Source organism: Massilia sp. UYP34 (assembly GCF_056279385.1).
In genome coordinates this window covers 33,121-59,215 of record NZ_JBWBRF010000004.1, presented here as the reverse complement: position 1 = coordinate 59,215, position 26,095 = coordinate 33,121, and the positions used below count along the sequence as shown (strand labels likewise).

The window sequence follows — 26,095 nt, the reverse complement described above, 5'->3', positions numbered from 1 at the left end:
ACCGGCGCCGATGAATATCTGTAAGCATCGGCGATCGTTTGTCTGTCCCGTCCGCCAACCGCGTCAAGACGCGCGCACCGATAGTCCGCGCCACGTTACCATGCCCGCATGACCAGCCAACGCTACATTGCCTTGTTGCGCGGCGTAAATGTGGGCAGCGCCAAACGGATCGCCATGGCCGACCTGCGCAAGCTGGTCGAAAGCCTCGGCTACACCGGCGTGCGCAGCCTGCTCAACAGCGGCAATGTGATCTTCGATGCCGCCGTGCCATCCAGCCAGGCCGCGGAGGCGATCGAGGAAGCGATGGTGCTGCGTCTTGGCGTGGGGGCGCGCGTGTTCGTGCTCGAGCACCAGGAGCTGGCCGACATCATCGACGACAATCCCTTGCTCGACCTGGCCGACGACCATGCGCGCCTGTTCGTCTTCCTGCTGGTGGGCGAGCCGCAGCGCGAGGTAGCGGCCTGCCTGTGCGGCCAGGACTGGCAGCCCGAGGCCCTGGCGATGGGCCGCCGCGCCGCCTATGTGTGGTGCCCGGAAGGCGTGCTCGACAGCGCCGCCGCAGCCGCCCTGGGCAAGGGGCTGGGCGATGGCACCACCTCGCGCAACTGGCGCACGATCACCAGGCTGCACGGCCTGTGCCACCATCCGGCCGGGTGCTGACGGCCGCGGCGCGGCATGCCCGGCGCCGTCGGGCGCCTACCTGAACTTGTCGCTGCTGTCCCGGCGGGCGCGGTAGCCGATCAGGATCAGGCCGACCAGCATCATCGCGAACACTTCCGGCTCGGGCAGTTCGGACAGGTGAGATGGTGGGGTGACGATATGCGTGTGGCCCGTGACCGCCAGGTCGTGCACCCGTTGCGGAGTCGGAGTGGCTTGGAGGCCATTGTCGGGCGCAACATCGATTACAGCGGCTTGGGCCGGATTGCCGAGGAAGACCGCCAGCGCCGCCGTCAATACATATCTTTTCATAGCCGTTCCTCTTTACAAGCTAAATGCCACCAAGCTTTGGATGCGTTGAAACCTCATCCGCGGTCGCCATCTACCCGATCAGCATAGCAAATCCGCAGGCCTCACCGCGCGCAGTTGCGTTGGTGGGTTGTTGAACGAAATCATATATTTGCTGAAAGATGCGTGCATGTTGCGCTCACTCAAGGCAAAAGTTGACTGTGGTAAATAAACAGCGCTTAGTACTTCATATAATGCAGAAGTGGGTGGATTGATAATGCGAATTTCGCAATCAAACGATGTTTGATTAGCACATTCATCATTATTGCTGTCACTCGGATAATCAAAACCGTTATCAGCTTTTTCATTATCCTCAAATTCCACACTTTTTTATCCGCAAGGTATTCACTGCGGTTTTTTTTGAAGGTATAGTCTCCTTATCCCCTTGCCTTCGGGCATCACAGCAACGTCCCAACCAACACGTCTGAACCCCGGCCCTGGCCGGCACCGCATTCGCTGCCTTTCGCGATGCGGCAACAGCAGTTCCACTTTTGCACGACGCACTTTTCGACGAGTAAACAGATGCCCAACTTTGCCCGACTTCAGATAGCCTTCAAGAACGTCTACGTCCGCATCCTGTCCGCCATCGTGCTGGGCACGCTGGTGGCGCTGGCGATCTTCAAGTCCGATGTGCCGCAAGACCCGAGCCCGGTAATCCACTCGCAGAACATCGCCGAGATCACCTCGCTGGCCGGGCAGAAAGCGCGCCTGGATTACCTCTTGATCGCGCATCCGCTGTCGGAGGCGCCGCGCTACATTTACAAGTTCAAGGACGCGGCGAGCCTGCACGTGGTGAAGGTGCCGAGCACCTCGCACCTGTCGCTCGAGCGCGAAGTGCTGCTCAAGAACGCGATCCCGTATTCGATCGCCAAGGACGATTACCTGGACAGCCACAAGGCGGTGATGGACGAGGGCGTGAGCATGCTCGACCAGACCGTCGACTTCCTCAAGCGCAATGCCTTCCCGATCATCCTGGTGCTGCTGGTGCTGTACGTGATGAAGTTCGGCGTCCCGGGCATGGGCACGAGCGCATCGATGATCACCCCGGACAAGCTCAAGGGCAGCCTGGACGACCTGATCGGCATGGACGACATCAAGCAGGAAGTGCTGCACCTGGAAGACATGATCCGCAACCGCGAGGTCTACCAGTCGCACAATATCGACAAGCCGTTCAACGTGATGCTGACCGGGCCTGCCGGCACCGGCAAGACCAAGCTGGTGGGCTACCTGGCCAAGCGCCTCGACATGCCGATGATCTCGGCTTCGGGTTCGGCGCTGGAGTCGGGCTACGTCGGCGGCGGCTCGAAGGCCCTGAACGCCCTGTACCGCAAGGCTTGCGCCAAGGGCAAGTGCATCATTTTCCTGGATGAAGCGCAAAGCCTGTTCATGCCGCGTGGCCGCAGCGAAAAGAAATGGGAAGACGACACCGCCAACACCATGCTGGGCCTGCTTGACGGCGTGAAGAGCGACAAGGGGCAAGGCGTGATCTGGATCGTTGCCTCGAACTTCGACGACAACACGACCGAGATGGACGAAGCGATGCTGCGCCGCTTTTCGGTGAAGATCAATTTCCGCCTGCCGAACAAGGCCGAGCGCCGCGAACTGCTGCGCAGCTTCCTGGCGCGTAAAAAAGATGGCCTGGTCGACTGGGAAGACCTGAACCTGGACCAGGTGGCCGAGATCACCCAGAACCTGAGCCCGGCGCTGCTGGAAACCGTGGTCGAGCGCGCCAGCATGCTGTCGATCCAGGAAAAGACGATCATCAACACCAACCTGATGTTCCGCGCCTATGAGCGCGCCACCATTGGCCTCACCGACCGCGCGACGACGCTTGACAAGCACAAGCAGCGCGAGCGCATCGCCCTGCACGAGCTGGGGCACTTCTTCATGCAGATCGATCCGTATCTGCGCGCCGGGCTCAGCCTGGCCGAAGTGAAGGAGAAGTCGCACCTGCTCAAGATCAGCACCGAAGCGGTGTCGAAGATCGGCGCGCTGGGTTACGTGCTGCAGTCGGGCGAAGACATGTCGCTGCGCACCCTCGAAGAACTGGAGCGTGACGTGGTCGGCCTGTATGGCGGCGTGGCGGCCGAAGAGATGTTCTATGGCGCGCGCGGCATTTCGGTCGGCAGCCAGAACGACATCGAGAAGATCACCAAGATGCTGAACCTGATGGTGAGCCGCCTGTCGATGTATTCGCGCTCGAAGATCGATTACAGCCAGCTGCAGCAGGAAGCCAGCGGCGAGCACACCGTGCGCCTGGTGGAAGAAAAGGCGGATGCGCTGTACAGCTACACCCTCGATGCGATCCGCGACTACAAGCTGGTGATGGAGTCGCTCAAGGATACGCTGCTGGAGCAGTATGTGCTGTCCAAAGACGAGGTGTTTGCGCTGCTGGAAGAGCGCAGCGAACTCCTGATGCCGCAGCTGCATGGGCATCGGACGGCCAAGCTGACCTTGTGCGAGGAAGAAGTCGCCGCCTGATCGACAAGTCCGTTTTGATGAAACCCGTCCCGCGCAAGCGGGACGGGTTTTTTTGTTTGCAGGGTCGCTGGAACGTGTGGGGGGCGGATCATGCTCATGCAGCTCCCCGTGGAGTCAATGCTCGTGTGGAGCACGCTGTCGCTCGCGCAGCGTCTCCAGCACATGCCGCGTCATGCTGCTGGCCAGCTCTTGTTCCCCCACGAACACCCGTCCACCCGTTTCCGCCCGCAGCAATTCTGCTTCGTTGTCGTTGTGCGTGTGCACCACGCAGCGGATCGACGGATTGAGCGCCTTCGCAATCTCCACCATCTTGCGCACGTCGAAGGTGTCCGGCGTCGCGATCACCAGCATCGCCGCCTTGTGGATATGGGCCTGGATCAGCACCGCCGGTTCCGCCGCATTGCCCACCACTGCCGGAATCCCGCGCTCGCGCGCCTGCTCGACCAGCTCGCGGTGCTGCTCGGCGAGCACGAAGTGAATGCCGCGCGCCGTCAGGTCTTCGGCAATGCGGTGCCCGACCCGGCCGAAGCCCACCAGCACCACCTGGTTGCTGAGCTTTTCGCGCGAGGTCGTCATCGGCAGCTCCGCCAGCGGATCGGCGGGCCGCTCGAGCTTGCGCGCCAGGTGCATCAGGTGATGTTGCTTGCCCAGCCAGCGCTGGGCCGGCTCGATCGTCGAGAACACCAGCGGATTGAAGGCGATCGAGATGATGGCGCCGGCGAGGATCAGGTTCTGCCCGAGTTCCGGCAGCAGCCCGAGCTGCATGCCCAGCGCCGCCAGGATGAAAGAGAACTCGCCGATCTGCGCCAGGCTGGCCGACACCGTCAGCGCGGTATTGAGCGGGTAGCGCAGCGCCAGCACCAGGATGAAGGCGGCGAGCGACTTGCCCACCACGATCACCAGCACCACGCCGAGCACGTACAGCGGATTGTCGATCAACACCATCGGATCGAACAGCATCCCGACCGAGACGAAGAACAGGACTGAAAACGCATCGCGCAGCGGCAGCGATTCCTCGGCCGCGCGGTGGCTCAGTTCCGATTCGCGCAGCACCATGCCGGCAAAGAAGGCGCCCAGCGCGAACGACACGCCGAACAGGCTGGACGAGGCATAGGCGATGCCGACCGCCGCCGCGATCACCGACAGCGTGAACAGCTCGCGCGAGGCGGTCCTGGCCACGCGCCACAGGAACCACGGAAAGACCTTGCGCCCGACGATCAGCATGAAGGCGATGAAGCCGCCCACCTGCAGCAGGGTCATGCCCAGCGCCGGCCACAGATCGAGCCCGGCATCGCCCTTGCCGCCGAGCGGCCCGGCGAGCGCCGGCAGCATCACCAGCACCAGCACCATCACGAGGTCCTCGACCACCAGCCAGCCCACCGCGATGCGGCCGTTCATCGAGTCGAGCACGCCGCGCGCCTCCAGCGCGCGCAGCAGCACCACGGTGCTCGCCACCGACAGCGCCAGGCCAAACACGATGCCGGCGCCCAGGCTCCAGCCCCACCACCACGCCAGCGCCATCCCCATCCCGGTGGCCACGCCGATCTGCAGCAGGGCGCCGGGCAGGGCGATGCGGCGCACGTCGAGCAAGTCCTTCAGCGAGAAATGCAAGCCCACCCCGAACATCAGCAGCATGACGCCGATCTCCGCCAGTTGCGAAGCCAGGCCGATGTCCGCCACGAAGCCCGGCGTGGCGGGGCCGATGAAGACGCCGGCGGCCAGGTAGCCGACCAGCGCCGGCAGCTTGAGGCGCACGGCCAGCATGCCGAACATCAGGCCGAAGCCGAGTGCGGCGGCAATCGTGGTGATGAGGGTTAATTCGTGGTGCATGCAGGGGCGGTTCTGGATCGGGTTGGAAGGTGTTCAGTATAAGTCAGCAGTATGTGCGGGCTGTAAAAACATCAGGAGCCGCCAACGGCGCGATGTTGGCGCCGCCGGCGCGTCGTCCGCGCGCGAAGTGCGATAGCATCGGCATATTGCTACTACCGAGCCAGCGTTGCATGGAAAAACAGGATGAACTGCGCCGTTCCAAACGGATCGCCCTCGGCTTCTTCGTGGGCGCGGCCGTGCTGTTCGTGCTCAGCCTGCTGCTGCCGTACACCTGGTGGACCGGCCTGCTGCGCGCCTTTTCCGAAGCGGCCATGGTCGGCGCGCTGGCCGACTGGTTCGCGGTGGTGGCCTTGTTCCGGCGCGTGCCGATCCCGATCGTGTCGCGGCATACCGCCATCATCCCCAACAACAAGGACAAGATCGCCGACAACCTGGCCCTGTTCGTGCGCGAGAAATTCCTCGATACCGATTCCATCGTTGGCCTGATCCGGCGCCACGATCCGGTGCAGAAGGTGGCCGAGTGGCTGGTCAAGCCGGCCAATACCGAGTTGATGGGCGCCCACCTGGTGCGCGCCGCCACCTTCATGCTCGACTTCATCGAGGACGCGGCGGTGCAGAACTTCATCCGCCGCGGCGTGCACACGATGGTCAAGAGCGTCGACCTGTCGAAGTCGAGCGGCGCCATCCTCGAGAGCCTGACCCGCGGCCGGCGCCACCAGGAACTGCTCGACGAAGGCATCCGGCAACTGGCGCGGCTGCTGGACAACACGGATACGCAAGACTACATCGTCCAGGGCATCGTCGATTGGCTCAAGGAGGATTACGCCTTCATCGAAAAGATGCTGCCCTCGGACCTCATCGGCCGCAAGGGCGCCGACATCGCCGTGCGCCTGGCCGCCGGTGTGCTGGGCAAGGTGGCGGCCGATCCCGAGCACCCGCTGCGCCACCGCTTCGACGACTACGTGGCCGGCTTCATCGAGCGCCTGAAAACCGATCCCGCTTTCCTGGCCAAAGCCGACGACGTCAAGCGCTACCTGCTCGAGGACGAGACCCTCAACGCCTATCTCGGTTCGCTGTGGGCCGAGCTGAAGGCCTGGCTCAAGCGCGACCTGGAAAGCGCCGATTCCAACCTGCGCCGGCGCATCGTCGCCATGGGCGCCTGGATCGGCAAGGTGCTCAGCGAAGACCCGGCCTTGCGCCAGTCGCTGCGCGAGAACCTGGAAGCGGCCGCGCGCGGCGTGGCCCCCGAGTTCGCGGGCTTCCTGACGCGCCACATCGCCGACACCGTCAAGCAATGGGACGACCGCGAGATGTCGGCCCAGATCGAACTCAATATCGGCAAGGATTTGCAGTACATCCGCATCAACGGCACCATCGTGGGCGGCATGATCGGCGTGACCTTGTACCTGCTGTCCCACCTGCCCGCGCTCCTGAACTGAAGGCCTTTACCATGCACACGCTCGCACTGAACGACTGGCTCGCCGCCCACCCAGAGGTAGAGCGCATCCCCGAGCGCGACCTGTACGTGCTGGCGCGCTACATGATCCCGCTGGACGCCAACCTGGCCCAGGGCTGCCTCGAGGCGTCGGGCATCCCCGCCATGCTGGCCGATGCGCATTTGATGCAGACCGACCTGCTGCTGGCGCCGGCCCTGGGCGGCGTGCGCCTGCTGGTCGATGCCGTGCACGTGCAGCAGGCGTATTCGGTGCTCGAAGCGCTGGCGCGCGGCGACTATGCGCTCGACGAACACGCGCCGGACGGCGAGTGGCATAAGGCTGAGTAGACCGCGCGCGAGCGTGGGGTAGCGCACGAATCGCAGCGCGCCGGCGGCGTACGCTGGGCGCTCTTGTGTCGAAAGGAGAACATCATGCCCCAGGGTGACAAGTCGTCGTACACCGACAAGCAGAAGCGCCAGGTCAAGCACATCGAGGAAGGCTATGAGAAGAAGGGTGTCGGCAAGAAGGAAGCCGAGCGCCGCGCCTGGGCCACCGAGAACAAGATCTCGGGCGGCGGCAAGAAGCACTGAATCTTGGCGTGGAAACAACAACGGCCCGGTTCGCGAGAACCGGGCCGTTGTGCGTAGCGTGGTGGTGATAGGTGGACTTGAACCACCGACCCCAGCATTATGAGTGCTGTGCTCTAACCAGCTGAGCTATATCACCGAAACTGACAAAAGCAGGCAAAAGCAAAAATGGCTTGACTCGTTGAAGAGCCAAGCCATTCGCCTGGAATTCTTGGTGGTGATAGGTGGACTTGAACCACCGACCCCAGCATTATGAGTGCTGTGCTCTAACCAGCTGAGCTATATCACCGCAACGACCAATATTATCGGGCGCGACCGGTTGCCTGTCAAGATCGTGGCGTGTTCTGCGCGCAAAAATGTCGCGCCGATGTCATTTATCCAATGCTTCGAGGTGGTCGAGCATCGCCTGCGCCGGATCGGGCCCCAGGCAATCGATCACGATCCGGTCCGGCATCGCGCGCAGCCAGGTGATCTGGCGCTTGGCCAGCTGGCGGGTGGCGATGATGCCCAGCTCACGCAGTTCGGCGCGACTGATATTGCCGTCCAGGTAGTCCCAGGCCTGGCGATAGCCGACGCAGCGGATCGACGGCAGCGCCGGCGACAGGTCGCCACGCGCGCGCAGGCGCGCGACTTCGGCCACCAGGCCCTGTTCGTCGCCCTCGCCCAGCATCTGGTCGAAGCGCAGCGCGATGCGCCGGTGCAGCACGGCGCGGTCGTCGGTCTCGAGGCCAAACGACACCAGATCGAACGGCAGCGCGGGCTTGGCACGCTTTGCCAGCAGGGCCGACATCGGCTGGCCGGACAGGGCATGGATTTCCAGCGCGCGGTTGATGCGCTGGGCGTCGTTCGGCGCCAGGCGCGCGGCGGTCGCCGGATCGACCGCGCGCAGCTTGTCGTGCATGCCGGGCCAGCCGATGCGCGCGGCCTCGGCGTCGAGCGCGGCGCGCACCTGCGGATCGGCCGTCGGCAGGTCGTCCAGGCCGTCGACCAGTCCCTTGAAATACATCATCGTGCCGCCCACCAGCAGCGGCAGCCTGCCGCGCGCCGTGATCTCACCCACCAGGCGGATGGTGTCGTCGCGGAACTGCGCCACCGAATACGCCTCGAGCGGGTCGAGGATGTCGATCAGGTGATGCGGCACGGCGGCCAGCTCGCAAGGCTGGGGCTTGGCGGTGCCGATGTCCATCCCGCGATACACCAGGGCCGAATCGACCGAGATGATCTCGACGGGGCGGGTCTGCGCGATGCGCAGGGCGCACGCGGTCTTGCCGGACGCGGTCGGGCCCATGATGGCCACGGCCATCGGCTTTTTCGTCTCGTTCATCATTGGCCGCGCAAGAACAGTTTATCGAGCGCGGCGATCTCGAGCTGGACCCAGGTGGGGCGGCCGTGGTTGCACTGGTCGGCGCGTTCGGTGCTTTCCATCTGGCGCAGCAGCGCGTTCATTTCGGGCACGGCCAGGATGCGGTTGGCGCGCACCGCCGTGTGGCAGGCGAGGGTGCCGAGCAGCTCGTTGCGGCGCTCGATCAGCACGCGCGAGCCGCCGTATTCGCGCACGTCGCGCAGCACGTCGCGCGCCAGCGTCTGGGCGTCGGCGTTCTTGAGCAGGGTCGGCACGCTGCGCACGGCGAGGGTGGTCGGCGACAGCGCGGCGATGTCGAAGCCGAGCGTCTTCAGGGTGTCCTGGTGCTCGGTCGCGGTCGCGACTTCGACCGCGTCGGCGTAGAAGGTCACCGGGATCAGCATCGACTGCACTTGCATTTCCTGGCCCTGGGCCTGGGCGTCGAGCGCGTTCTTGATCTGCTCGTAGAGAATGCGCTCATGGGCAGCATGCATGTCGACCAGCACCAGGCCGCGCGTGTTCTGGGCCAGGATGTAGATGCCGTGCAGCTGGGCCAGCGCGAAGCCGAGCGGGAAGTCGTCGTTCGACAGCGGGCGGTCCGACGCCGAGAGCGGCACCTCCAGCGGGGCGCCTGTCGGCGCGGACGTCGTCGCCGCATCCGACCTGAACAGCGCGCCATACGCCTCGGTGCGCTGCGCCACGCCGCCGCTGGTCGATGGATCGTCCCAGCGGCTGCCGGCCGGATACGGCGACGGCGAGAAGGTGGACAACTGCGTAGACAACTGCGACCCGAACGAGGTCTGCTCGTGCGGCCGCATCTGCGGCCGCGACGGCGACTCGGACAGTTGCCACAATGGCGTGCCGCTGGGCCGCACCTCGGCCGCCGTGACCGGCGCCGGCACGCTGCCGTGCGCCGTGGCCGAGGTCTGGGCCAGCGTGCGCTGCACCGCGTGGAACACGAACTGGTGCACCGCGCGGCTGTCGCGGAAGCGCACCTCGATCTTCGATGGGTGGACGTTGACGTCGACCAGCGCCGGATCGAGGTCCAGCGACAGCACGTACGAGGGGAAGCGGTCGCCGTGCAGCACGTCCTGGTAGGCGGCGCGCACCGCATGCACCAGCACCTTGTCCCGCACGAAGCGCCCGTTCACGTAGAAGAACTGGCCGTCGGCGCGCGCCTTGGAGGCGGTCGGCAGGCCGACGTAGCCGTGCAGGTGCAGCGGACCGGCCGATTCGTCCAGCGCCAGGCGCGCCTCGGCGAAATCGCTGCCGAGGATGTGGGCGCTGCGCTTGGCCGCTTCGCTCACGTTCCAGTGGTCGATCGTGCGGCCGTTGTGCGACAGGCTGAACGACACGTCGGGACGCGCCAGCGCGATGCGGCGCACGACTTCGGCGCAGTGGCCGTATTCGGTCTGTTCGGATTTCAGGAACTTGCGGCGCGCCGGCGTATTGAAATACAGGTCCTGCACGTCGATCGTGGTGCCGCAGGCCCCCGAGGAAGGAGCGACCGTGCCTTCGTGCGAGCCGACGATTTCCCAGGCGTGGGCCGCGTCCGGCGTACGCGAGGTGATGCGCACCGCGGCCACCGAGGCGATCGAGGCCAGCGCCTCGCCGCGAAAGCCCAGGGTGCCCACGTTCTCGAGGTCGTGCAGCGAAGCGATCTTGGAGGTCGCGTGGCGCGCCAGCGCCAGCGGCAGTTGCTCCGGCGCGATGCCGCGGCCGTTGTCGGTGATCGCGATGCGCTTGACCCCGCCTTCTTCGAGGCGCACGGTGATCTGGGTCGCGCCGGCGTCGAGTGCGTTTTCCAGCAGTTCCTTGACGACGGCCGATGGCCGCTCGACCACTTCGCCGGCGGCGATCTGCGAGATGAGCTGGTCGGGGAGCTGCTGGATGGGGCGGTGGGTCGGGGCTGGGGCGTTCATGCCCCGATTATATCGCGCGTTCACGGTCCGGAATCGCCGCCCCGGATCGGCCTATTGCCGTTCGCGCACGGGAATCGGCACATTGCACAGGTCGATGGCGCCGGCCGCGACCTTGGTCCACGGGCCGCCGCGGTTGCGCTGGGCCTCGATCACGGCCTGGAAGGCGGCGCTTTCGGTGCGCATCACCTCGAGCCGGCTGCGCTCATGCGGCGTGACATCGGCCGCCAGGCGTACGCTGGCGATCGGCGTGCGTTGCTCGGCCTTGTCATAAAAGCCGGCGGCGCCGGTCCCGCGCGGCATCACCGTGAGCAGCGGCATGCCGGACACGACGCGGCCGACCACGGTGATGTTGCGGTCCAGGTGGCGCGGCGCGTGGCCGATCACGGCGTACAGCTGCGAACCGTTGCCCGTATTGGACGCCTCGTCGCGCGCCACGCCGACCATCGCGTAGCAGTGCGGCAGCCAGGCCTGGCCGGCCTTCGGGTCGCGCGCCGCCGGAAAGCCGTTCACGTGGCCCACCTGCGGCGCATAGACGTCGCGCTCCTTCAGCAGCGTGAACCGGCCGGTGCCCCTGGCGGGCACGGTGAATTCGGCGTCCACCGTCCTGGCGGCCTTGAACGGGCGCGGCGTGTCTTCGTCGGGGTCGCCCCATTGCACCACGAAGCCATCTTGCGCGCGCATGATCCACAAGCCGTCGAAATAGCGTTCGCGCACCAGCGCGCGGATGTTCGCGGCCGCCTTCGGCGCGAAGTTCGGGGCCAGTTCCATGACCACGCGGCCGGCCGGCAGTTCCATGTACAGCGTGTTTTCCGGATCGAGTGGGCGCCAGTCGGCTGGCGTGGAGGCCTTGACCACGTCCGCCACCGAGGGCTTGGGCGGCAATTCCTTGCCGGACCTGGCCGGCGCCGCGGCGGCGCCGCTGGCGGGCAGGGAAAACAGCGCAAGGAGTGCGGTGGCGGCGAGTGTCTGGATCGTGGTCATTGCCTGCATGTCTACTCCGCTTCTTATTGATGTCCGGACAATTGTAGTCCAGGGCGATGCGCGGCCGTTCGAAAGGCAAGAACCTCTTGGCGGAGAGGAGAGGGCGATGATGTCAGTCATCCGGGAACACCTGACCGGGATCGTGCCGCTAGGCGTGAGCGCGGCCGCTGGCGATCGGCGGTCTGTACAAGCGTGCCGACGCCTGCTGCAGCGTAGTTGACAATTGATGTAAATATGGTGGCAAAAGGCGCTAATGCAGCGCCTTTTGTTGTTGCAGCGCACTCAAGTTAGCTGCGCCGGGTCCGATAAGGATAGGGTAAGCCCACTATCTGGACACCCATGCGTAACCTGATCGCACTATTCGCGCTGAGCCTGAGCCTGATCGCGGCCATGGCGCAGGCGAACGATGCCGCCCCGACCAAGCCCGCGGCGATCGCCTCGATCAAGCCGAACCTGCGGCCGGCCGGGGTCGCCCCGGCGGCTGCCGCAAAAACCGAAGCCGATGCGGAAGTCGACCTGTCGGTCCGCATCGCCGAAAAACTGGCCGAGTTGCGCGCCAGGCAAGCCCTGCGCGCCGAGGACGCCGCACGCGCCCGCCGCGCGCTTGACGCCCGCCGCAAGAAGGAAGCCGCCGCCGCCGCCGCCATCCAAGCCGCGAAGCCCAGGACCGGCACCCACTGGACCTATGAGGGCGAGTTCGGACCGGAGAACTGGTCGAAGATCAATACCGGCTGGGCGGCCTGCAATGCCGGCAACCGCCAGTCGCCGATCGACCTGCGCGACGGCATCAAGGTCGATCTGGAGCAGATCACGTTCGACTACCACCCGAGCTCGTTCAACGAGATCGACAATGGCCATACGATCCAGGTGAACGTCGCCGGCGGGAACTTCCTGAGCGTGGGCGGGACTACCTACGAGCTGCAGCAATTCCACTTCCATCGCCCGGGCGAAGAGCGCATCAACGGCAAGGGCACCGAAATGGTCGTGCATCTCGTGCACAAGAGCTATGACAACAAGATCGCCATCCTGGCGGTGCTGCTCGAGCGCGGCGATGCCAATCCGCTGATCCAGACCGTGTGGAACAACCTGCCGCTGGAAAAGCACATGATGGTGACGCCGTCGATCGTGCTCGACGTAAGCGAGATCCTGCCGGCGCGGCGCGACTACTTCACGTACATGGGTTCGCTAAGCGAGCCGCCATGCACCGAGAACGTGCTGTGGCTGGTGATGAAGCAGCCGATGACGGCGTCACCCCAGCAGATGGCCTTGTTCTCGCGCCTGTATCCGTTCAATTCGCGGCCTGTGCAGCCGGGCAATGGGCGGATGGTCAAGGAATCGATGTAAACAACGAACGCGCCGGGGCGTAACGTCGTTAAGTGAAGGCGAAAGTCTTCTTGAGTTAGCGTAAAAACGTCGTCCCCACGCAGGTGGGGACCCAATCTTGCAAGCGTTTCGACGACGTTTGCAGAACTTGGGTCCCCGCCTGCGCGGGGACGACGTAGTTGACGGCTAGCTCAGCAACTTAACTTGACGGCATTACGCGCCGAGGCGCGTTTTTCATGATCCGGGCGGGAACGTCAGGAAATGCGGTAACGGCCTTCCCACAGCGCGTCCGGCGCCAGCTCGACCGGGCTCAAGTGCGCCGGCTCGATGCACACGAAGCGCTGGTACTCGTCGTCTTGCATGTCGGCCAGCGCGGCCGTGTCCGCGGCGCCCGGATTCCATACCACGGCGTCCCGGAAGCCTTCCTGTTCCAGCGTCAGGACGCGCGCCCAGGTGCCCAGGGTGATGTTGCCGGCAACATTTTCATAGACCACGTCGAGCTTGTCCGCGATGGACAGCGTGCCCGCCTCGAGCCCTTCGATGCGCACGTCCGCCAGGTGCGGCACCAGGTGATAGGTATGCAGCGCCGCCGCGAACGGGAAGGGCGCGGTGCCCGTGTTGCGCACGCTGAACGCCATCTCCAGCGCGTTGGCGCGCACGCTTACGCGCAGCGTCAGCGCGAAGCGATGCGGCCAGGCCGCGGCCGTTGCCGGCGCCAGGTCGGTCTCGTTCAGGCCGAACTCCGCCCACGCCGCATCCCCCTCGACGCCGTGCCGTTCCAGGCGCCAGGTGCTGACCCGCGCGAAGCCATGGCGCATGCCGTCGCCGCGTTCGGCGAACTGGGGAAAGATGACGGGCACGCCGCCACGGATCGCGCGGCTGCCGTCCAGCGCCGAGCGGCTGCTGAGGAACATGCGCTCGCCGCCATCGGCGCCGTGCCACGACACCAGGTGGCCGCCATACAGGGTGACGACGGCGCAGGCGCCGTCCGGCGCCGTGATGCGAATCGCGGGCAGTTGCCCGAAGGTGATGTTTTCCATGATGGTGTCTGGCTCAGGTCTGGCGGCTCTTGGCCATGGGCGGATTATCGGCGAAATAGCGGCGGATGCCGTTCGTGATCGCATTGGCCAGCTGGTTCTGGTAGCCGTCGTCGTTCAGGCGCGCTTCTTCCTGCGGGTTCGAGATGAAGGCGGTCTCGACCAGGATGGACGGGATGTCCGGCGCCTTCAGCACGGCAAAGCCCGCCTGCTCGACCGAGGCCTTGTGCAGGCGGTTGATGCCGCCGATTTCCTTCAGCACGGCCTTGCCGAGCTTGAGGCTGTCATTGATCTGGGCCGTGGTCGACAGGTCGAACAGCACGCTCGCCAGGTGTTTGTCGCTGGTGCCGGTCAGGTTGGCGCCGCCGATCAGGTCGGCCTTGTTCTGGTCGTTCGCCAGCCAGCGCGCCGCGCTCGAGCTTGCGCCTTTTTCGGACAGCACGAACACCGACGAGCCGCGCGCAGTCGGCGAGATCCAGGCGTCGGCGTGGATCGACACGAACAGGTCGGCCTGCACCTTGCGCGCCTTTTGCACGCGCGTGCCCAGCGGCACGAAGTAGTCGCCGTCGCGGGTCAGCATCACGCGGGTATTCGGCATCTGCTCCAGCTTGGCCTTCAGACGCTTGGCCACCGCCAGCACGATGTCCTTTTCGCGGCTGCCCCTGGCGCCGATCGCGCCCGGGTCTTCGCCGCCATGGCCCGGATCGAGGGCGATGGTGATCATGCGCGCCACCTTCTGGGCCGGGGCGGCGGCCGGGCTGCGCGTCGGCGGCGGCTGCACCGCCACGGCCGGGGCCGTGCCCTTCAGTCCCGACATCTCGGCTTCCAGCTTGGCGATCGCGTCCGGACCGGCATTCGGCTGGGTGCGCGGGACGGCGGGCGGCGGCATGGGAATCTGCACCGGCGGCGTGCCGGCGACGGGATTGGGCGAGGCCGGCGCGCCGGCCACCGGCGTACCGGCGACGGGGTCGCCCAGGGCCGGCTGGTCGGCCGCCAGGGTCGTGGTCGGGCCCGGACTCCAGTCGCCCTGTTCGATCAAAGCGGCGATCGGGTCGACCGGGGCGGCCGGGTACAGGTCGAACACCAGGCGGTGCTGGTAGCCGGCCACCGGCGCCAGGGTAAATACCTGCGGCTTGATCTCGGCCTTCAGGTCGAACACCAGGCGCACCACGTTCGGGCGGTTCTGGCCCACCCGCACCTGCTTGATGTAAGGATCGTTCGCTTCGATCTTGGCCACCAGGCTCTTGAGTGTGGGGCTCAGGGCAAGGCCGTCGATATCGACCACCAGGCGCGGCGGATCGGGGATCAGGAAGTGTTCGGCCTTGAGGTCGGTGTCGTTTTCGAGCGTGACCCGGGTATAGTCGGGAGCGGGCCAGACGCGCACGGCCAGGATCTCATTGGCGCTGGCGCGCAGCGGGATGACGGACAGCAGCAGCGTGCCGCCGGCCTTGAGCAGGACACGGCGGCGCGAGGACGAAGGCGTCACGCTGGCGGCTGGGGCGGCAGAAGGGGGGCGAGACGGTCGAGGCATAGCAGGCCTAATTCGGACAACGCCTGCAATTCTACATCACGGCCGGGCCCGCTTACGTTGAGCAAGACACGCAAGTCGGGCAGCGGCAACACCGGGTCGCCTTTTTCGGGCCACTCGACGATACACACGTTGCGCCCGTCGAAGTCCTCGCGAAAGCCCGCGTCCAGGAATTCTTCCGGGCTCGCCATGCGGTACAGGTCGTAATGGATGACGTTCAGGGGCTTGCCATCGAGCATCACGCGATACGGTTCCGACAAGGTGTAGGTCGGGCTCTTCACGGTGCCGGTGTGGCCCGCCGCCTGCAGCAGCGCGCGGGTGAGGGCGGTCTTGCCGGCGCCGAGGTCGCCGTGTAGATGGATCACCAGGCCCGGCTGCAAGGCGCGCGCCAGGGCGGCGCCGAGGGCGGCAGTGGCGGACTCGTCCGGCAGATAGCGCTGCAAGCGCGATGTAGAAGGCTGCATCGAATAAAATAGCGTGCTGTTTTTCAGGTTTCTTTTGCGTGATTTCTTGCGGTATGCCCATTTGCCCCGACCCTGCCCCCGACCTGCCCCAGCTTGCGCGCGCCATCAAGGCGTGGGGCAAGGAGCTCGGCTTTGCCGACGTGCGCATCGCCGACGTCGACCTGGGCCACCTGGAGGCCGGCCTGCAAGCCTGGCTGGACGCGGGTTACCACGGCGAGATGGATTATATGGCAAGCCACGGCATGAAGCGTGCCCGTCCCGCCGAACTGGTGCCGGGCACGGTGCGCGCCATCGTGGCGCGCATGGATTACCTGCCCGCCGCGGGCGACGACGACTGGCGCGCCCGGGAGCGCCTGCGCCAGCAGGCGCCGGATGCCGCGGTGGTGTCGGTGTATGCGCGTGGCCGCGACTACCACAAGGTGCTGCGCAACCGCCTGCAGTCGCTGGCCGGCCGCATCCAGGACGCGATCGGGCCGTTCGGCTTTCGCGTGTTCACCGACTCGGCGCCGGTGATGGAGTTGCCCTTGGCCGAGAAGGCCGGCCTGGGCTGGCGCGGCAAGCACACCCTGCTGCTGTCGCGCGCGGCCGGCTCGACCTTCTTCATCGGCGAAATCCTGGTCGACCTGCCGCTGCCCGTCGATCCGCCCACCGGCGCGCATTGCGGGCAATGCCGGTCGTGCATCGACCTGTGCCCGACCGGGGCGATCCTGGGGCCGGGCAAGCTCGACGCGCGGCGCTGCATCTCTTACCTGACGATCGAGCTGAAAAGCAGTATTCCGGAAGAACTGCGACCGTTGATCGGCAACCGCATCTATGGCTGTGACGATTGCCAGGTGGCCTGCCCATGGAACAAGTTTGCGCAGCCTGCTGCGGTGCCGGATTTCGACGAACGCAACGGCTTGGGCGATGGCGACCTGCTCGCGCTGTTCGCCTGGGACGAAGAGGAATTCAACCGCCGCATGGAAGGCAGTCCGATCCGCCGGATCGGTCACGAGCGCTGGCTGCGCAACCTGGCGGTGGGATTGGGAAATGCCGCAGAGAAGAAGCGCGGGGATGCTGCCATCGTGGCTGCCCTGCAATCCCGGCGTGATCATCCATCCGGCCTGGTGCGCGAGCATGTCGCCTGGGCCCTGGCGCGCCACGCCGCCTGAGCCAGCGTCGGGTCAGGCCTTCAGGGCTCGATGCGCTTCAGGCGCAGGGCCGACCAGTCGCCGTCGATCGAGATCATGGCCACGCCGGTGATGCCGTTTTCCTTGGCATAGGCATTGATCGAATCGCGGTTGATGTCGGTGGCCTTGGAGGCGGTCTGCTTGAGGTAGGCGATCCACAGCGACCCCTTCTCGCCGAGCTTGCGCTTGGCGATGTCGAAATAGTGCTCGAGATCCTTGCGGTGCATGCAGAACATCAGGATCGCGTCGAACGGGCCGTCGCCCTCCTTGACGATCTCGGCCGGCATCTGGGCCGTCACGTTCGGATTGGCCTGGCCATTGAGCACCAGCATCGATTTCGCCGTTCGCAAAAACATCTTGTCTGCAACTGTCTTTTCGTTCATTGGAGTTTCCTAAAAGAGAGTGCATCGCGGCGCCCGGGGCCGCGGCGCGTTCAAGACTATTTTACAAGGCTTCCCATGAGGCGTTGGAACGCTTGACGCGCGACAAGGTCGGCAAAAAGCGAGGGGCTGCGCGAACGCGCGGCCGGCGTTATTTCAACAGTCCAGCCAGCTCGACGGCCGTCTTGACCTGCATTTTGTCGAAGATATGGGCCCGGTGCACTTCGACCGTGCGCATGCTGATGCCCAGTTTATCGGCCACCACCTTGTTCATCATGCCGGCCAGGATCAGGTCGAGCACTTCGCGTTCGCGCGCCGACAGGGTGGCCAGGCGAGCCTGCACGCCGGCCGAGGCGGCCGCCTTGCGCGAGGCGGCGAGGGCTTCCTCGACCCGGTCCATCAGCTGGTTGTCGTTGAATGGCTTCTCGAAGAAATCGAACGCGCCGCGCTTGAGCGAGTCGACCGCCATCGGCACGTCGCCATGTCCGGTAAGAAAGATCACGGGCAGGCGCGGCAGCAGGCCGCGCTTGATCAGGTCGTCGAACACGGCGATGCCGTTCATGCCGGGCATGCGCACGTCGAGCAGCACGCAGTCGCCGCTGACGTCCAGGTCTTGCAGGGCGTCGAGGAATTCCTGGCCACTCGCGTAGCCGCGCGCGGGAAGGCCGCGCGATTGCGCCAGCCAGGCGAGCGAATCGCGAATGACTTCTTCGTCGTCGACGATGTGCAGCATGCAGGTCTCCGTAGTGGCGGGGTGGAGTTCCCGCCTTTGTTGCTTTTCTCGTAAAGATGGCGCATCCGGTGAACCGGCGCGCCGCAGACCGAATTCTAGCCCAGCGCCCGGCTCGCCGCTTGGGCCGGCAGCGAAAACGTGAACACGGTGCCGCCGGCCGGATGCGGCGCATGGTTCAGGGTGCCGCCATGGAATTCGATCGCGGTGCGGCAGATCGACAGGCCCATGCCCATGCCCTCGGCCCGGGTCGAGTAAAACGGAGAAAACAGCCGCTCGGCCACTTCGGGGGCGATGCCGTGGCCGCGGTCGACCACCGACACCGCCACTTGCCCGTCGGTATGGACCGCCTCGATGCGCAGCACGCGCTGGTCGGGCGCCGTGTCCTGCATGGCCTGGATCGCATTGCGGGTAAGGTTGAGCAATACCTGCTCCAGCATCACGCGGTCGGCCAGCACTGGCGGCAAGCTGGGCGGCAATTGCACGCGCAGCGCCACCCCAGCCTGGCGCGCCTGCAGCTCGATCAGGGCATGCACATTGGAAATAATGCTGCGGATCGTCACCTCCTGGCGCAGCGGTTCGCGCTTCTTGACGAACTCGTGCACGCTGCGGATGATCTGGCCGGCGCGCTGGGCCTGCTGGCGCGCCTGCTCCAGCGCATGGCGCAGCATGCCCGGCTTGAGGTCGTCGCCGGTGCCTGCGGCGCGCTCGAGCATGTTCAGGGCTCCCACCGTGTAGCTGGAAATCGCCGCCAGCGGCTGGTTCAGCTCGTGCGCCAGCATCGACGACAACTCGCCCATGGTGGCCAGGCGTGCGCTGGTCTGCAGCTTTTCTTCCTGCTGGCGGTTGAGCTCTTCCACCCGCTTGCGGTCGGTGATGTCGAGCACCGAACTCATCCAGCCGGTATGGCGGCCGTCGACGTCGACCAGCGGCGCCTCGAACACCAGCACCGGCACCCGGACGCCGTCCGGCCGCTGGAACACGGTCTCGAATTGCGGCGTGACCTTGCCCGACAGAATGCCCTGGAAGCGTTCCTCGTATTCGGAGGTCGCTTCCGGCGCCCAATAGGCCATCGGCGGCTTCTTGCCGATCAATTCTTCCGGCGGATGGCCGACGATCTGGCAGAAGGCGCGGTTGACGTAGGTGACGCGGCCTTCCAGGTCGCGCGCGCGCAGGCCGGTGAGCAGGGAATTTTCCATCGCCGTGCGAAACGCCATCTGCTGGCGCAGCGCGCTTTCCGCCGCCAGCGTGCGCGAGATGTGGCGCCACAGCGCGGCCAGGCTGGTCAGGAGGCCCAGGGCCAGCACGATCACCGACCCCACCAGCAGGTTCGGCAGCAGCTGCGGCGCGCGCTTGACGCTGTTGGTCGACAGCACCAGCTGGGCGCCCGGCAGGTCGAGCGCGCGCTGGTGGGTGTACACGCCGCGTCCCGGGCCGCCGGAGGCGCGCCGCGCCACCGCCTGTTCGTCGCGGTCGATCAGGGCCAGCGCATTGTCCTGGGCAAACCACCAGGGCACGGTCTCGTCGAGCAGCACCTGCAGGCTGTAGGTCGCGACCAGGCTGCCCACGAACTGGCCGTTGCGAAACAGCGGCAGGTAGAAATCGATCAGGCCATGGGTGGACGGCGTGGCGCCATACGGCTCGCTGTAGCGGCCGCGCCGGATCGAGCGCGCCATTTCTCCGGCCAGGGCCGTGGTCGCGGGCTGTCCGGCGGCGGGCAGGTCGGCGCCATGGCTGGCCAGCACCGTGCCGGCGGCGTCGCTCCACACCACGCGCACCAGTTCCGGGCCGTTGACGAACATCTGGCGGAACCTCGCCAGCAACTTCTCCGGCGGCAGCGGCGCGACCACCAGGTCGGCGCCGAGGGCGCCGAGCGCATCCTCGCTGCGCGCCAGCTCGAAGCGCAAGGTCTGCTCGACCCACAGCGTGTCTGCAATCAATTGCTCTTGGCGATCGGTGCTTTCCATCTGGCGCGCCTGCCACGGCAGCCAGATCAGCACCGCGAGGAACAGCAGCACCAGCAGCATCGGCACCAGCCAGCGCCAGAAGCGCCAGGCGCGGATGCGCGCGCGCGGTTCCGACATGGGCTGGGCGAACGGAAGTTTCATGCAAGAGTCCTGTATTGGTTACACTGTCCAGCGATGGTGGAAGTCCACGATGGCGGTCGACGTTGGCGCGGCACAGATTTGCGTGCGGCAGTGTTTCCGCCAGTGTAAGGGAAGCGCTTCGGTGCTTTCCAAGGTTTTATTAGAAAGAATTGAACCGTTATGCAGATCAAGACCCTGGCCGCCACCGCGCTGTTCGCGCTGGCGGCGGCCGCGAGTGTCGACGCCCTGGCGCAGGGGCCGATCGTCATCAAGTTCAGCCACGTGGTGGCGCCCGACACGCCCAAGGGACGGGCCGCCGAGCGTTTCAAGGAGTTGGCCGAGCAAATGACGGGCGGCCAAGTCAGGGTGGAAGTGTATCCCAATAGCCAGCTGTACAAGGACCGCGAGGAACTCGAGGCCCTGCAACTGGGCGCGGTGCAGATGCTGGCGCCATCGCTGGCCAAATTCTCGCCGCTGGGCGTGCGCGATTTCGAGGCATTCGACCTGCCGTATATTTTTCCGGACCGGGCGGCGCTGAACAAGGTGACCGAAGGCCGCATTGGTCGCAACCTGTTGCAAAAGCTCGAACCCAAGGGCATCACTGGCCTGGCATTCTGGCATAACGGCTTCAAGATCATGTCGGCCAACCGACCCTTGACCTCGCCCAAGGATTTCGAGGGATTGCGGATGCGTATTCAGGCGTCCAAGGTGCTGGATGCGCAGATGCGCGCGCTGGGCGCCCAGCCGATGACGCTGGCTTTCTCCGAAGCCGCACCCGCCTTGCGCGATGGCGTGGTGGAGGGTACCGAGAATACGCCGTCGAACATGTACACCCAGCGCATGCACGAGACGCAAAGCCACCTGACGGTGTCCAACCACGGCTACCTGGGTTATGCAGTGATCGTCAACAAAAAATTCTGGGATGGGCTGCCGGCCGCCACCCGCAACACCCTGGCGCGCGCCATGCGTGAAGCCACGGTGTATGAGAAACAGATCGCCCAGCGCGCCAATGACGACGCCATGGAAGCCATTCGCCAGGCCGGCACCACGGTGATCCATACGCTCACACCGGCCCAGCAGGCCGAATGGCGGCGCGCCATGCAGCCGGTGTATGGACAGATGGAAAGCCGAATCGGCAAGGACACCGTGCGCGCCATCTTGCGCGAAGTCGAGCGCTGACGCAGGGCAGGGAGCAGGGATGGTGGTGTGGCGCGCCGTCATGCGCCTACAGCATGTCGGCAATGACGTTTTGTTTATAAGTAAAATAATTTTCCAAATTTGTGGCCGAAAAGATACATTTTCTATAAGCACTTGCGATATCATGGGGCTCATGCGCACTGGGATGGTGCGCGGCGGTGCCAAGAACAAGCAATCGAAGCGGCATGCGAAGGTTTTGGGGGAGCATTGATAAAAGCACGGTAATTCATACCGGAGACATTCGAGGAGACACCACGTTTGACAGAAGTCGCTGGCAAGACCCGGCGGCCGGAAACGTGACCCGAATTGGAGCGCACCCGAGGGTGCGCTTTTTTTTCGTCTCGACGATCCAATCGCTGGCTCCGTTCCCGCCGCCCGGTTAAGATGCCTGGGCAACACATTGCTCCGTCGTCCCCACCATGAAAACCGATCCTGCCAGCCAGATTTTCAATGCCATCGTGCCCGCTCCCTTCGGCGCGCTGGGCATCCGCATCGCCGCCGACAAGCTGCGCGAAGTGGTCTACCTGCCGCCTTCTTTTGAGGAAAAGGCCGCCGACAGCGCCGTCGCCGAGCAGAGCGCGCAGCAGCTCGCGCGCTACCTGGCCGACCCGGATTTCAGCTTCGACCTGCCGCTGGTCGACGCCGGCACCGAGTTCCAGCGCAAGGTGTGGCAAGAAATCAGCGCCATCCCGCGCGGCGCCGTGCGCACCTATGGCCACCTGGCCAAGGTGATCGGTTCGCATCCGCGCGCCGTGGGCCAGGCCTGCGGCGCCAATCCGTTCCCATTGATCCAGCCATGCCACCGGGTCACGGCATCCGGCGGCCTGGGCGGCTTCTCGAACCAGAACGACGAGAACGGTTTCCATCTTTCGGTCAAGCGCTGGCTGCTGCGGCACGAAGGCGCCACCGCCGCTCCATGGCAGCAACAGTCGATCTGGCCCTGATCGACGAGTTCTGCGACACGCTCTGGCTGGAACAGGGCCTGGCGAAGAACTCGCTCGACGCCTACCGGCGCGACCTGCGCCTGTTCGCCGGCTGGCTGGACGTCAAGCGCCCCGGCCGCGGCCTGCTGGCCGTGGGGCCGGAAGACCTGGCCGCCTATTTCGCCGACCGCCATCCGGAATCGCGGCCGAGCACGGCCAACCGCCGGCTGTCGGTGTTCAAGCGCTTCTACGGCCTGCTGCTGCGCCGCGGACAGATCGCAACCGATCCCTGCCTCAAGATGCCGTCGGCGCGCCAGCCGACCCGCTTCGTGCATACCTTGAGCGAAGACCAGGTCGAGGCCTTGCTGGCCGCCCCCGATATCTCGACGCCGTTGGGTTTGCGCGAGCGCACGATGCTGGAGCTGATGTATGCCAGCGGCTTGCGGGTGTCGGAACTGGTGGCCCTGAAACTGGTCGAAGTGAGCCTGAACGATGGCGTGCTGCGCGTGACCGGCAAGGGCAGCAAGACGCGCCTGGTGCCGTTCGGCGAAGAGGCGCGGCGCTGGCTCGAACGCTACCTGAAGGATGCGCGCGGCATCATCCTCAACGGCCAGGTCGACGACGCCTTGTTCGTCACGGGCCGCGGCGGCCCGATGACGCGCCAGATGTTCTGGATCCTGGTCAAGAAACATGCGTCGAAGGCCGGCGTCACCGGTCCGCTGTCGCCGCACACGCTGCGCCACGCCTTCGCCACCCATTTGCTGAACCACGGGGCCGACCTGCGCGTGGTGCAATTATTGCTGGGCCACGCCGACATTTCGACGACCCAGATCTACACCCACGTGGCGCGCGAGCGGCTGAAGCGGCTGCACGCACAGCATCATCCACGTGGATAGCGTAAGTCGTGAACCGCGCAGTAGTCCATAATGGCTGTGCGGATGCAGCATTTTCTTTGAATCCAACACATCGAGGTGACTATGGCACGGAACAATTTTTCGTACGAAAAGCGGCAACGGGAACTCGAAAAGAAGCGCAAGGCGGAAGAAAAAGCCAAGCGCAAGCTGGAAGCGAAGAGCGCGCCGGCTGACGGCGCCACGGCCGTGCAGCCCGATGGCGATGCGGACGACGACGACGAAGACGCCGCGCCGGGCGACGAACGCACCCCGGCCGCGGCGCCCCCGAGCCTGGCCTGAGCGGCCGGCCCGCCAAGAGGTTTGCGCCTGTGCTCCGTCGACATCGATGGAGCCCCTGGCGCATGATGGAACTATAAGCATCCACAACGGTCTGAGCCATCTGAATGCGACAAGCTGTCAGTTGGCCGGTGTGAATGGCGGTATGGCGCGACGAAGCGCTTGCCGCCCGCCGTTTGCGAGCTCGCAAACGCCAAGGCCCGCCGCGGTATAACAATGTCGGTGTTGTCTATCTGATTATTGTCGTTTCCATAGCGAAAGGCCATTGCTGTGAGCGAACCACCGCCGAAGCCCGCGGCGCACCCGTCCGCGCCGTCGGCCGCGCCTTCTTCCGACGCTCCGCATATCGGGGATGCGCCGGCCATTGCCGCGGGCGAGCTGTTGGGGCGCGCCGAGGGCGGGCCCGAGGCCTTCGGCTGGCTCCACCATTTCGTCACGGCGCTCGAGCTGGCGCCGGCGGTCGCCGTGCACTCGATAGACCAGGCCGGCATTATCCGCTTCTGGAACCGCGCCAGCGAAGAGCTGTACGGCATCCCATCCAGCGAGGCGGTCGGGAAACCCTTCCGCGAACTGGTGTTCCACCCCGACCACGAGGCCGAGTTCGAGGAAGCGATCGCCGCGATCTGGCGCAGCGGCCGCGCGCCGCCCGCGCGCGACTGGCAGGTGCAATCGCGCGCCGGCCGGCGCCATTGGGTCTATTCCTGCCCCTACCCGGTCAGGCACGACAGCGTGATGCAAGAAGTCTTTTGCATGGAAGTCGACATCACGGCGCGTAAAGAGGCCGAGAGCAACCTGGCGCAGGCGGCCCAGGTGTTCCAGAACGCGCGCGACGCCATCATCATGATGGACGCCGACTACCGCGTGCGCGCCGTCAACGGCGCCTTCACCAGCATCACCGGCCATGTCCCCGAGCACATCCTCGGCCAGTCGCTGGCCAGCCTGGGCTGGGACGCCGCCGACGGCTTCTACGAGCGCATCTGGTCCGAACTCGACGGCCAGGACCACTGGGAAGGCGAACTGGCCAGCGTGCGCAGCAATGGCGAGCGCTATCCGGTGCGGGTGGCACTGACGGCGATCCGCGACGCCCACGGCGACGTGTCCAGCTATATGGCGATGCTGTCCGACATCAGCGAGCGCAAGCGGCTCGAGGAGCAGGTGCGGCACCAGGCCGAGCACGACGCCCTGACCGGCCTGCCCAACCGCATCCTGTTCCTCGACCGCCTGCACCAGGCGCTGGCCACCTGGCGCCGCCAGCGCGACCGCTGCGCCGTGATGTTCCTCGACCTCGATAAATTCAAGGCGATCAACGATACCCATGGCCACCAGGCCGGCGACGCCGTGCTGCGCGAGGTCGCCGCGCGCCTGCGCGCCTGCGTGCGCAGGGTCGACACCATCAGCCGCCTGGGCGGCGACGAATTCGTGGTGCTGCTGGCCGACATCAAGGGTGCCGACCAGGCCGCGCATGTGGCCGGCGCCGTCACCCAGGCGGTGGCGCGTCCCATCGACATCAAAGGGCAGCAGGTGGCGCTGTCGGTCTCGATCGGCATCGCGTTGTGCCCCGACGACGGCGGCGAGGTGGAGGCGCTGCTGCATCATGCCGACGTCGCGATGTACCACGCCAAGCAGGATGGGCGCGACACCTACCGCTTCTTCAGTCCGGCCATGAACGCCCATGTGATCGAGCGGGTCGAGCTCGAGAACCGGCTGCGCCAGGCGATCGACAGCCATGAGTTCGTGCTCGAATACCAGCCCGAGATCGAGGTGGCGAGCGGCCGCGTCGGCACGGTCGAGGCCTTGCTGCGCTGGCGTCATCCGGAGCACGGCCTGCTGCTGCCGCACCGCTTCCTGCCGGTGGCCGAGGAATCCGGCCTGATCGTTCCGATCGGCGAGTGGGTACTGAAAGAGGCCTGCCGCCAGGCGCGCGCCTGGAGCGATGCGGGGTTTCCGGTCACGGTCGCGGTCAACCTGTCCGCCGCCCAGCTCGCGCATGTGGGACTGCGGGCGGCGGTCGACGCCGCCTTGCTGGGCGCGGGCCTGGCGCCGGGAGCGCTCGAGCTCGAGATCGCCGAGGATGCGCTGGTGCGCGGCGAGCCGGCGTTCGAGACGGTGCTGGCGCTGCGCGCACGCGGCGTGCAGCTGAGCATCGACCGCTTCGGCACTGGCGTGTCGAGCCTGGAGGCGCTGCGCCGCTTTCCGCTTACCAAGCTCAAGATCGACCGCAGCTACGTGGGCGACGTCGGGCACGACCCGGTCGATGCCGCCATGGTGCCGGCCATCATTTCGGTGGCGCGCAGCCTGGGCTTGCGGGTGGTGGCGGAGGGCGTGGAGACGGCCGAGCAGCTGGAGTTTTTGCGCCGCCATGGCTGCGACGATTACCAGGGTTTCTATGCCAGCGCGGCCAGTGCGCGGCCGGATCTGTCGCCGCGCCCCGCCTGATACGGTTGCCGACCCGACGGTTGCCAACCCTGCCGTTGCCGGTGACG

Annotated in this window: 24 protein-coding genes and 2 tRNA genes; 12 read left to right on the top strand and 14 right to left on the bottom strand. The window is 65.8% G+C overall.

Annotated elements, in window-relative coordinates:
• Positions 1–108: 108 nt before the first annotated feature.
• Positions 109–660, top strand: coding sequence for a DUF1697 domain-containing protein (locus tag ACZ9AQ_RS09080; RefSeq protein ID WP_429203438.1), 552 nt, complete (start codon positions 109–111; stop codon positions 658–660).
• A gap of 36 nt (positions 661–696) precedes the next feature.
• Here ACZ9AQ_RS09080 and ACZ9AQ_RS09075 read toward each other — a convergent pair whose 3' ends face one another.
• Positions 697–969: a hypothetical protein gene (locus ACZ9AQ_RS09075; RefSeq protein ID WP_429203437.1), complete on the bottom strand. Its 273-nt coding sequence runs from the start codon at positions 967–969 to the stop codon at positions 697–699.
• Positions 970–1,047: 78 nt separating this feature from the next.
• A complete protein-coding gene (locus tag ACZ9AQ_RS09070) occupies positions 1,048–1,329 on the bottom strand; it encodes a hypothetical protein (protein ID WP_429203436.1) in 282 nt (93 codons plus the stop codon).
• 198 nt (positions 1,330–1,527) lie between these two features.
• On the opposite strand from ACZ9AQ_RS09070, the gene ACZ9AQ_RS09065 reads away from it, so the two are divergent.
• Positions 1,528–3,486: an AAA family ATPase gene (locus ACZ9AQ_RS09065; RefSeq protein ID WP_429203435.1), complete on the top strand. Its 1,959-nt coding sequence runs from the start codon at positions 1,528–1,530 to the stop codon at positions 3,484–3,486.
• Positions 3,487–3,600: 114 nt separating this feature from the next.
• On the opposite strand, the gene ACZ9AQ_RS09060 is transcribed toward ACZ9AQ_RS09065, so the two are convergent.
• Positions 3,601–5,316 carry a cation:proton antiporter domain-containing protein gene (locus tag ACZ9AQ_RS09060; RefSeq protein WP_429203434.1) on the bottom strand — a complete coding sequence of 572 codons (1,716 nt, stop codon included), beginning with the start codon at positions 5,314–5,316 and terminating at the stop codon, positions 3,601–3,603.
• A 170-nt stretch (positions 5,317–5,486) separates the two neighbouring features.
• Between ACZ9AQ_RS09060 and ACZ9AQ_RS09055 the strand changes: the two genes are divergently transcribed.
• The 3 genes from ACZ9AQ_RS09055 (at position 5,487) to ACZ9AQ_RS09045 (ending at position 7,342) form a co-directional block, all read left to right on the top strand.
• A complete protein-coding gene (locus tag ACZ9AQ_RS09055; protein ID WP_429203433.1) occupies positions 5,487–6,755 on the top strand; it encodes a DUF445 domain-containing protein in 1,269 nt (422 codons plus the stop codon).
• Between the two features lie 11 nt (positions 6,756–6,766).
• Complete coding sequence (locus ACZ9AQ_RS09050; protein ID WP_429203432.1) at positions 6,767–7,099, top strand: putative signal transducing protein; 333 nt, start codon at positions 6,767–6,769, stop codon at positions 7,097–7,099.
• Positions 7,100–7,183: 84 nt separating this feature from the next.
• On the top strand, positions 7,184–7,342 hold the full coding sequence (locus tag ACZ9AQ_RS09045; RefSeq protein WP_036215215.1) for a hypothetical protein: 159 nt from the start codon (positions 7,184–7,186) through the stop codon (positions 7,340–7,342).
• Between the two features lie 59 nt (positions 7,343–7,401).
• Here the strand turns inward: ACZ9AQ_RS09045 and ACZ9AQ_RS09040 are convergent.
• From ACZ9AQ_RS09040 to ACZ9AQ_RS09020, 5 genes are all read right to left on the bottom strand, one after another.
• Positions 7,402–7,478: transfer RNA gene (locus ACZ9AQ_RS09040), tRNA-Met, on the bottom strand.
• 73 nt (positions 7,479–7,551) lie between these two features.
• A tRNA-Met gene (locus tag ACZ9AQ_RS09035) sits at positions 7,552–7,628 on the bottom strand.
• An 81-nt stretch (positions 7,629–7,709) separates the two neighbouring features.
• Positions 7,710–8,666: a tRNA (adenosine(37)-N6)-dimethylallyltransferase MiaA gene (gene miaA / locus ACZ9AQ_RS09030; protein ID WP_429203431.1), complete on the bottom strand. Its 957-nt coding sequence runs from the start codon at positions 8,664–8,666 to the stop codon at positions 7,710–7,712.
• Positions 8,663–10,603 carry a DNA mismatch repair endonuclease MutL gene (mutL, locus tag ACZ9AQ_RS09025; RefSeq protein ID WP_429203430.1) on the bottom strand — a complete coding sequence of 647 codons (1,941 nt, stop codon included), beginning with the start codon at positions 10,601–10,603 and terminating at the stop codon, positions 8,663–8,665. Before mutL ends, miaA begins: the two co-directional genes overlap by 4 nt.
• Before the next feature lie 51 nt (positions 10,604–10,654).
• Positions 10,655–11,593, bottom strand: coding sequence for a peptidylprolyl isomerase (locus tag ACZ9AQ_RS09020; RefSeq protein WP_429203429.1), 939 nt, complete (start codon positions 11,591–11,593; stop codon positions 10,655–10,657).
• Positions 11,594–11,923: 330 nt separating this feature from the next.
• On the opposite strand from ACZ9AQ_RS09020, the gene ACZ9AQ_RS09015 reads away from it, so the two are divergent.
• Positions 11,924–12,928 (top strand): carbonic anhydrase, encoded by a 1,005-nt coding sequence (locus ACZ9AQ_RS09015; protein ID WP_429203428.1) that lies wholly within the window; start codon positions 11,924–11,926, stop codon positions 12,926–12,928.
• A gap of 233 nt (positions 12,929–13,161) precedes the next feature.
• Here the strand turns inward: ACZ9AQ_RS09015 and ACZ9AQ_RS09010 are convergent, their stop codons facing one another.
• From ACZ9AQ_RS09010 to tsaE, 3 genes are read right to left on the bottom strand one after another with little or no spacing between them, the layout of a single operon-like run.
• Positions 13,162–13,947 (bottom strand): D-hexose-6-phosphate mutarotase, encoded by a 786-nt coding sequence (locus ACZ9AQ_RS09010; RefSeq protein ID WP_429203427.1) that lies wholly within the window; start codon positions 13,945–13,947, stop codon positions 13,162–13,164.
• Between the two features lie 13 nt (positions 13,948–13,960).
• Entirely contained in the window at positions 13,961–15,475 is a 1,515-nt protein-coding gene (locus ACZ9AQ_RS09005; RefSeq protein ID WP_429203426.1) for an N-acetylmuramoyl-L-alanine amidase, read from the bottom strand.
• Positions 15,427–15,936 carry a tRNA (adenosine(37)-N6)-threonylcarbamoyltransferase complex ATPase subunit type 1 TsaE gene (gene tsaE, locus ACZ9AQ_RS09000; protein WP_429203425.1) on the bottom strand — a complete coding sequence of 170 codons (510 nt, stop codon included), beginning with the start codon at positions 15,934–15,936 and terminating at the stop codon, positions 15,427–15,429. Before tsaE ends, ACZ9AQ_RS09005 begins: the two co-directional genes overlap by 49 nt.
• A gap of 53 nt (positions 15,937–15,989) precedes the next feature.
• Here tsaE and queG point away from each other — a divergent pair, with 53 nt between their 5' ends.
• On the top strand, positions 15,990–17,087 hold the full coding sequence (gene queG / locus ACZ9AQ_RS08995; RefSeq protein ID WP_429203424.1) for a tRNA epoxyqueuosine(34) reductase QueG: 1,098 nt from the start codon (positions 15,990–15,992) through the stop codon (positions 17,085–17,087).
• A 20-nt stretch (positions 17,088–17,107) separates the two neighbouring features.
• On the opposite strand, the gene ACZ9AQ_RS08990 is transcribed toward queG, so the two are convergent.
• The 3 genes from ACZ9AQ_RS08990 to ACZ9AQ_RS08980 form a co-directional block, all read right to left on the bottom strand.
• A complete protein-coding gene (locus ACZ9AQ_RS08990) occupies positions 17,108–17,488 on the bottom strand; it encodes a DUF3052 family protein (RefSeq protein ID WP_429203423.1) in 381 nt (126 codons plus the stop codon).
• A gap of 148 nt (positions 17,489–17,636) precedes the next feature.
• Positions 17,637–18,218 (bottom strand): response regulator transcription factor, encoded by a 582-nt coding sequence (locus ACZ9AQ_RS08985; protein ID WP_429203422.1) that lies wholly within the window; start codon positions 18,216–18,218, stop codon positions 17,637–17,639.
• Between the two features lie 95 nt (positions 18,219–18,313).
• Positions 18,314–20,323 (bottom strand): two-component system sensor histidine kinase NtrB, encoded by a 2,010-nt coding sequence (locus ACZ9AQ_RS08980; RefSeq protein ID WP_429203421.1) that lies wholly within the window; start codon positions 20,321–20,323, stop codon positions 18,314–18,316.
• Between the two features lie 159 nt (positions 20,324–20,482).
• Between ACZ9AQ_RS08980 and ACZ9AQ_RS08975 the strand changes: the two genes are divergently transcribed.
• The 5 genes from ACZ9AQ_RS08975 to ACZ9AQ_RS08955 all read left to right on the top strand — a co-directional run bounded on the left by ACZ9AQ_RS08975 (position 20,483) and on the right by ACZ9AQ_RS08955 (position 26,048).
• Positions 20,483–21,481 (top strand): TRAP transporter substrate-binding protein, encoded by a 999-nt coding sequence (locus ACZ9AQ_RS08975; protein ID WP_429203420.1) that lies wholly within the window; start codon positions 20,483–20,485, stop codon positions 21,479–21,481.
• A 437-nt stretch (positions 21,482–21,918) separates the two neighbouring features.
• Positions 21,919–22,443: a methylated-DNA--[protein]-cysteine S-methyltransferase gene (locus ACZ9AQ_RS08970; RefSeq protein WP_429203419.1), complete on the top strand. Its 525-nt coding sequence runs from the start codon at positions 21,919–21,921 to the stop codon at positions 22,441–22,443.
• A complete protein-coding gene (xerD, locus tag ACZ9AQ_RS08965) occupies positions 22,416–23,318 on the top strand; it encodes a site-specific tyrosine recombinase XerD (protein ID WP_429203418.1) in 903 nt (300 codons plus the stop codon). The genes ACZ9AQ_RS08970 and xerD overlap by 28 nt, the downstream gene beginning before the upstream one ends.
• 81 nt (positions 23,319–23,399) lie before the next feature.
• Positions 23,400–23,615, top strand: coding sequence for a hypothetical protein (locus ACZ9AQ_RS08960; protein WP_429203417.1), 216 nt, complete (start codon positions 23,400–23,402; stop codon positions 23,613–23,615).
• Between the two features lie 267 nt (positions 23,616–23,882).
• Positions 23,883–26,048, top strand: a complete 2,166-nt coding sequence (locus ACZ9AQ_RS08955) for a putative bifunctional diguanylate cyclase/phosphodiesterase (RefSeq protein WP_429203416.1) — start codon at positions 23,883–23,885, stop codon at positions 26,046–26,048.
• Positions 26,049–26,095 lie beyond the last annotated feature (47 nt).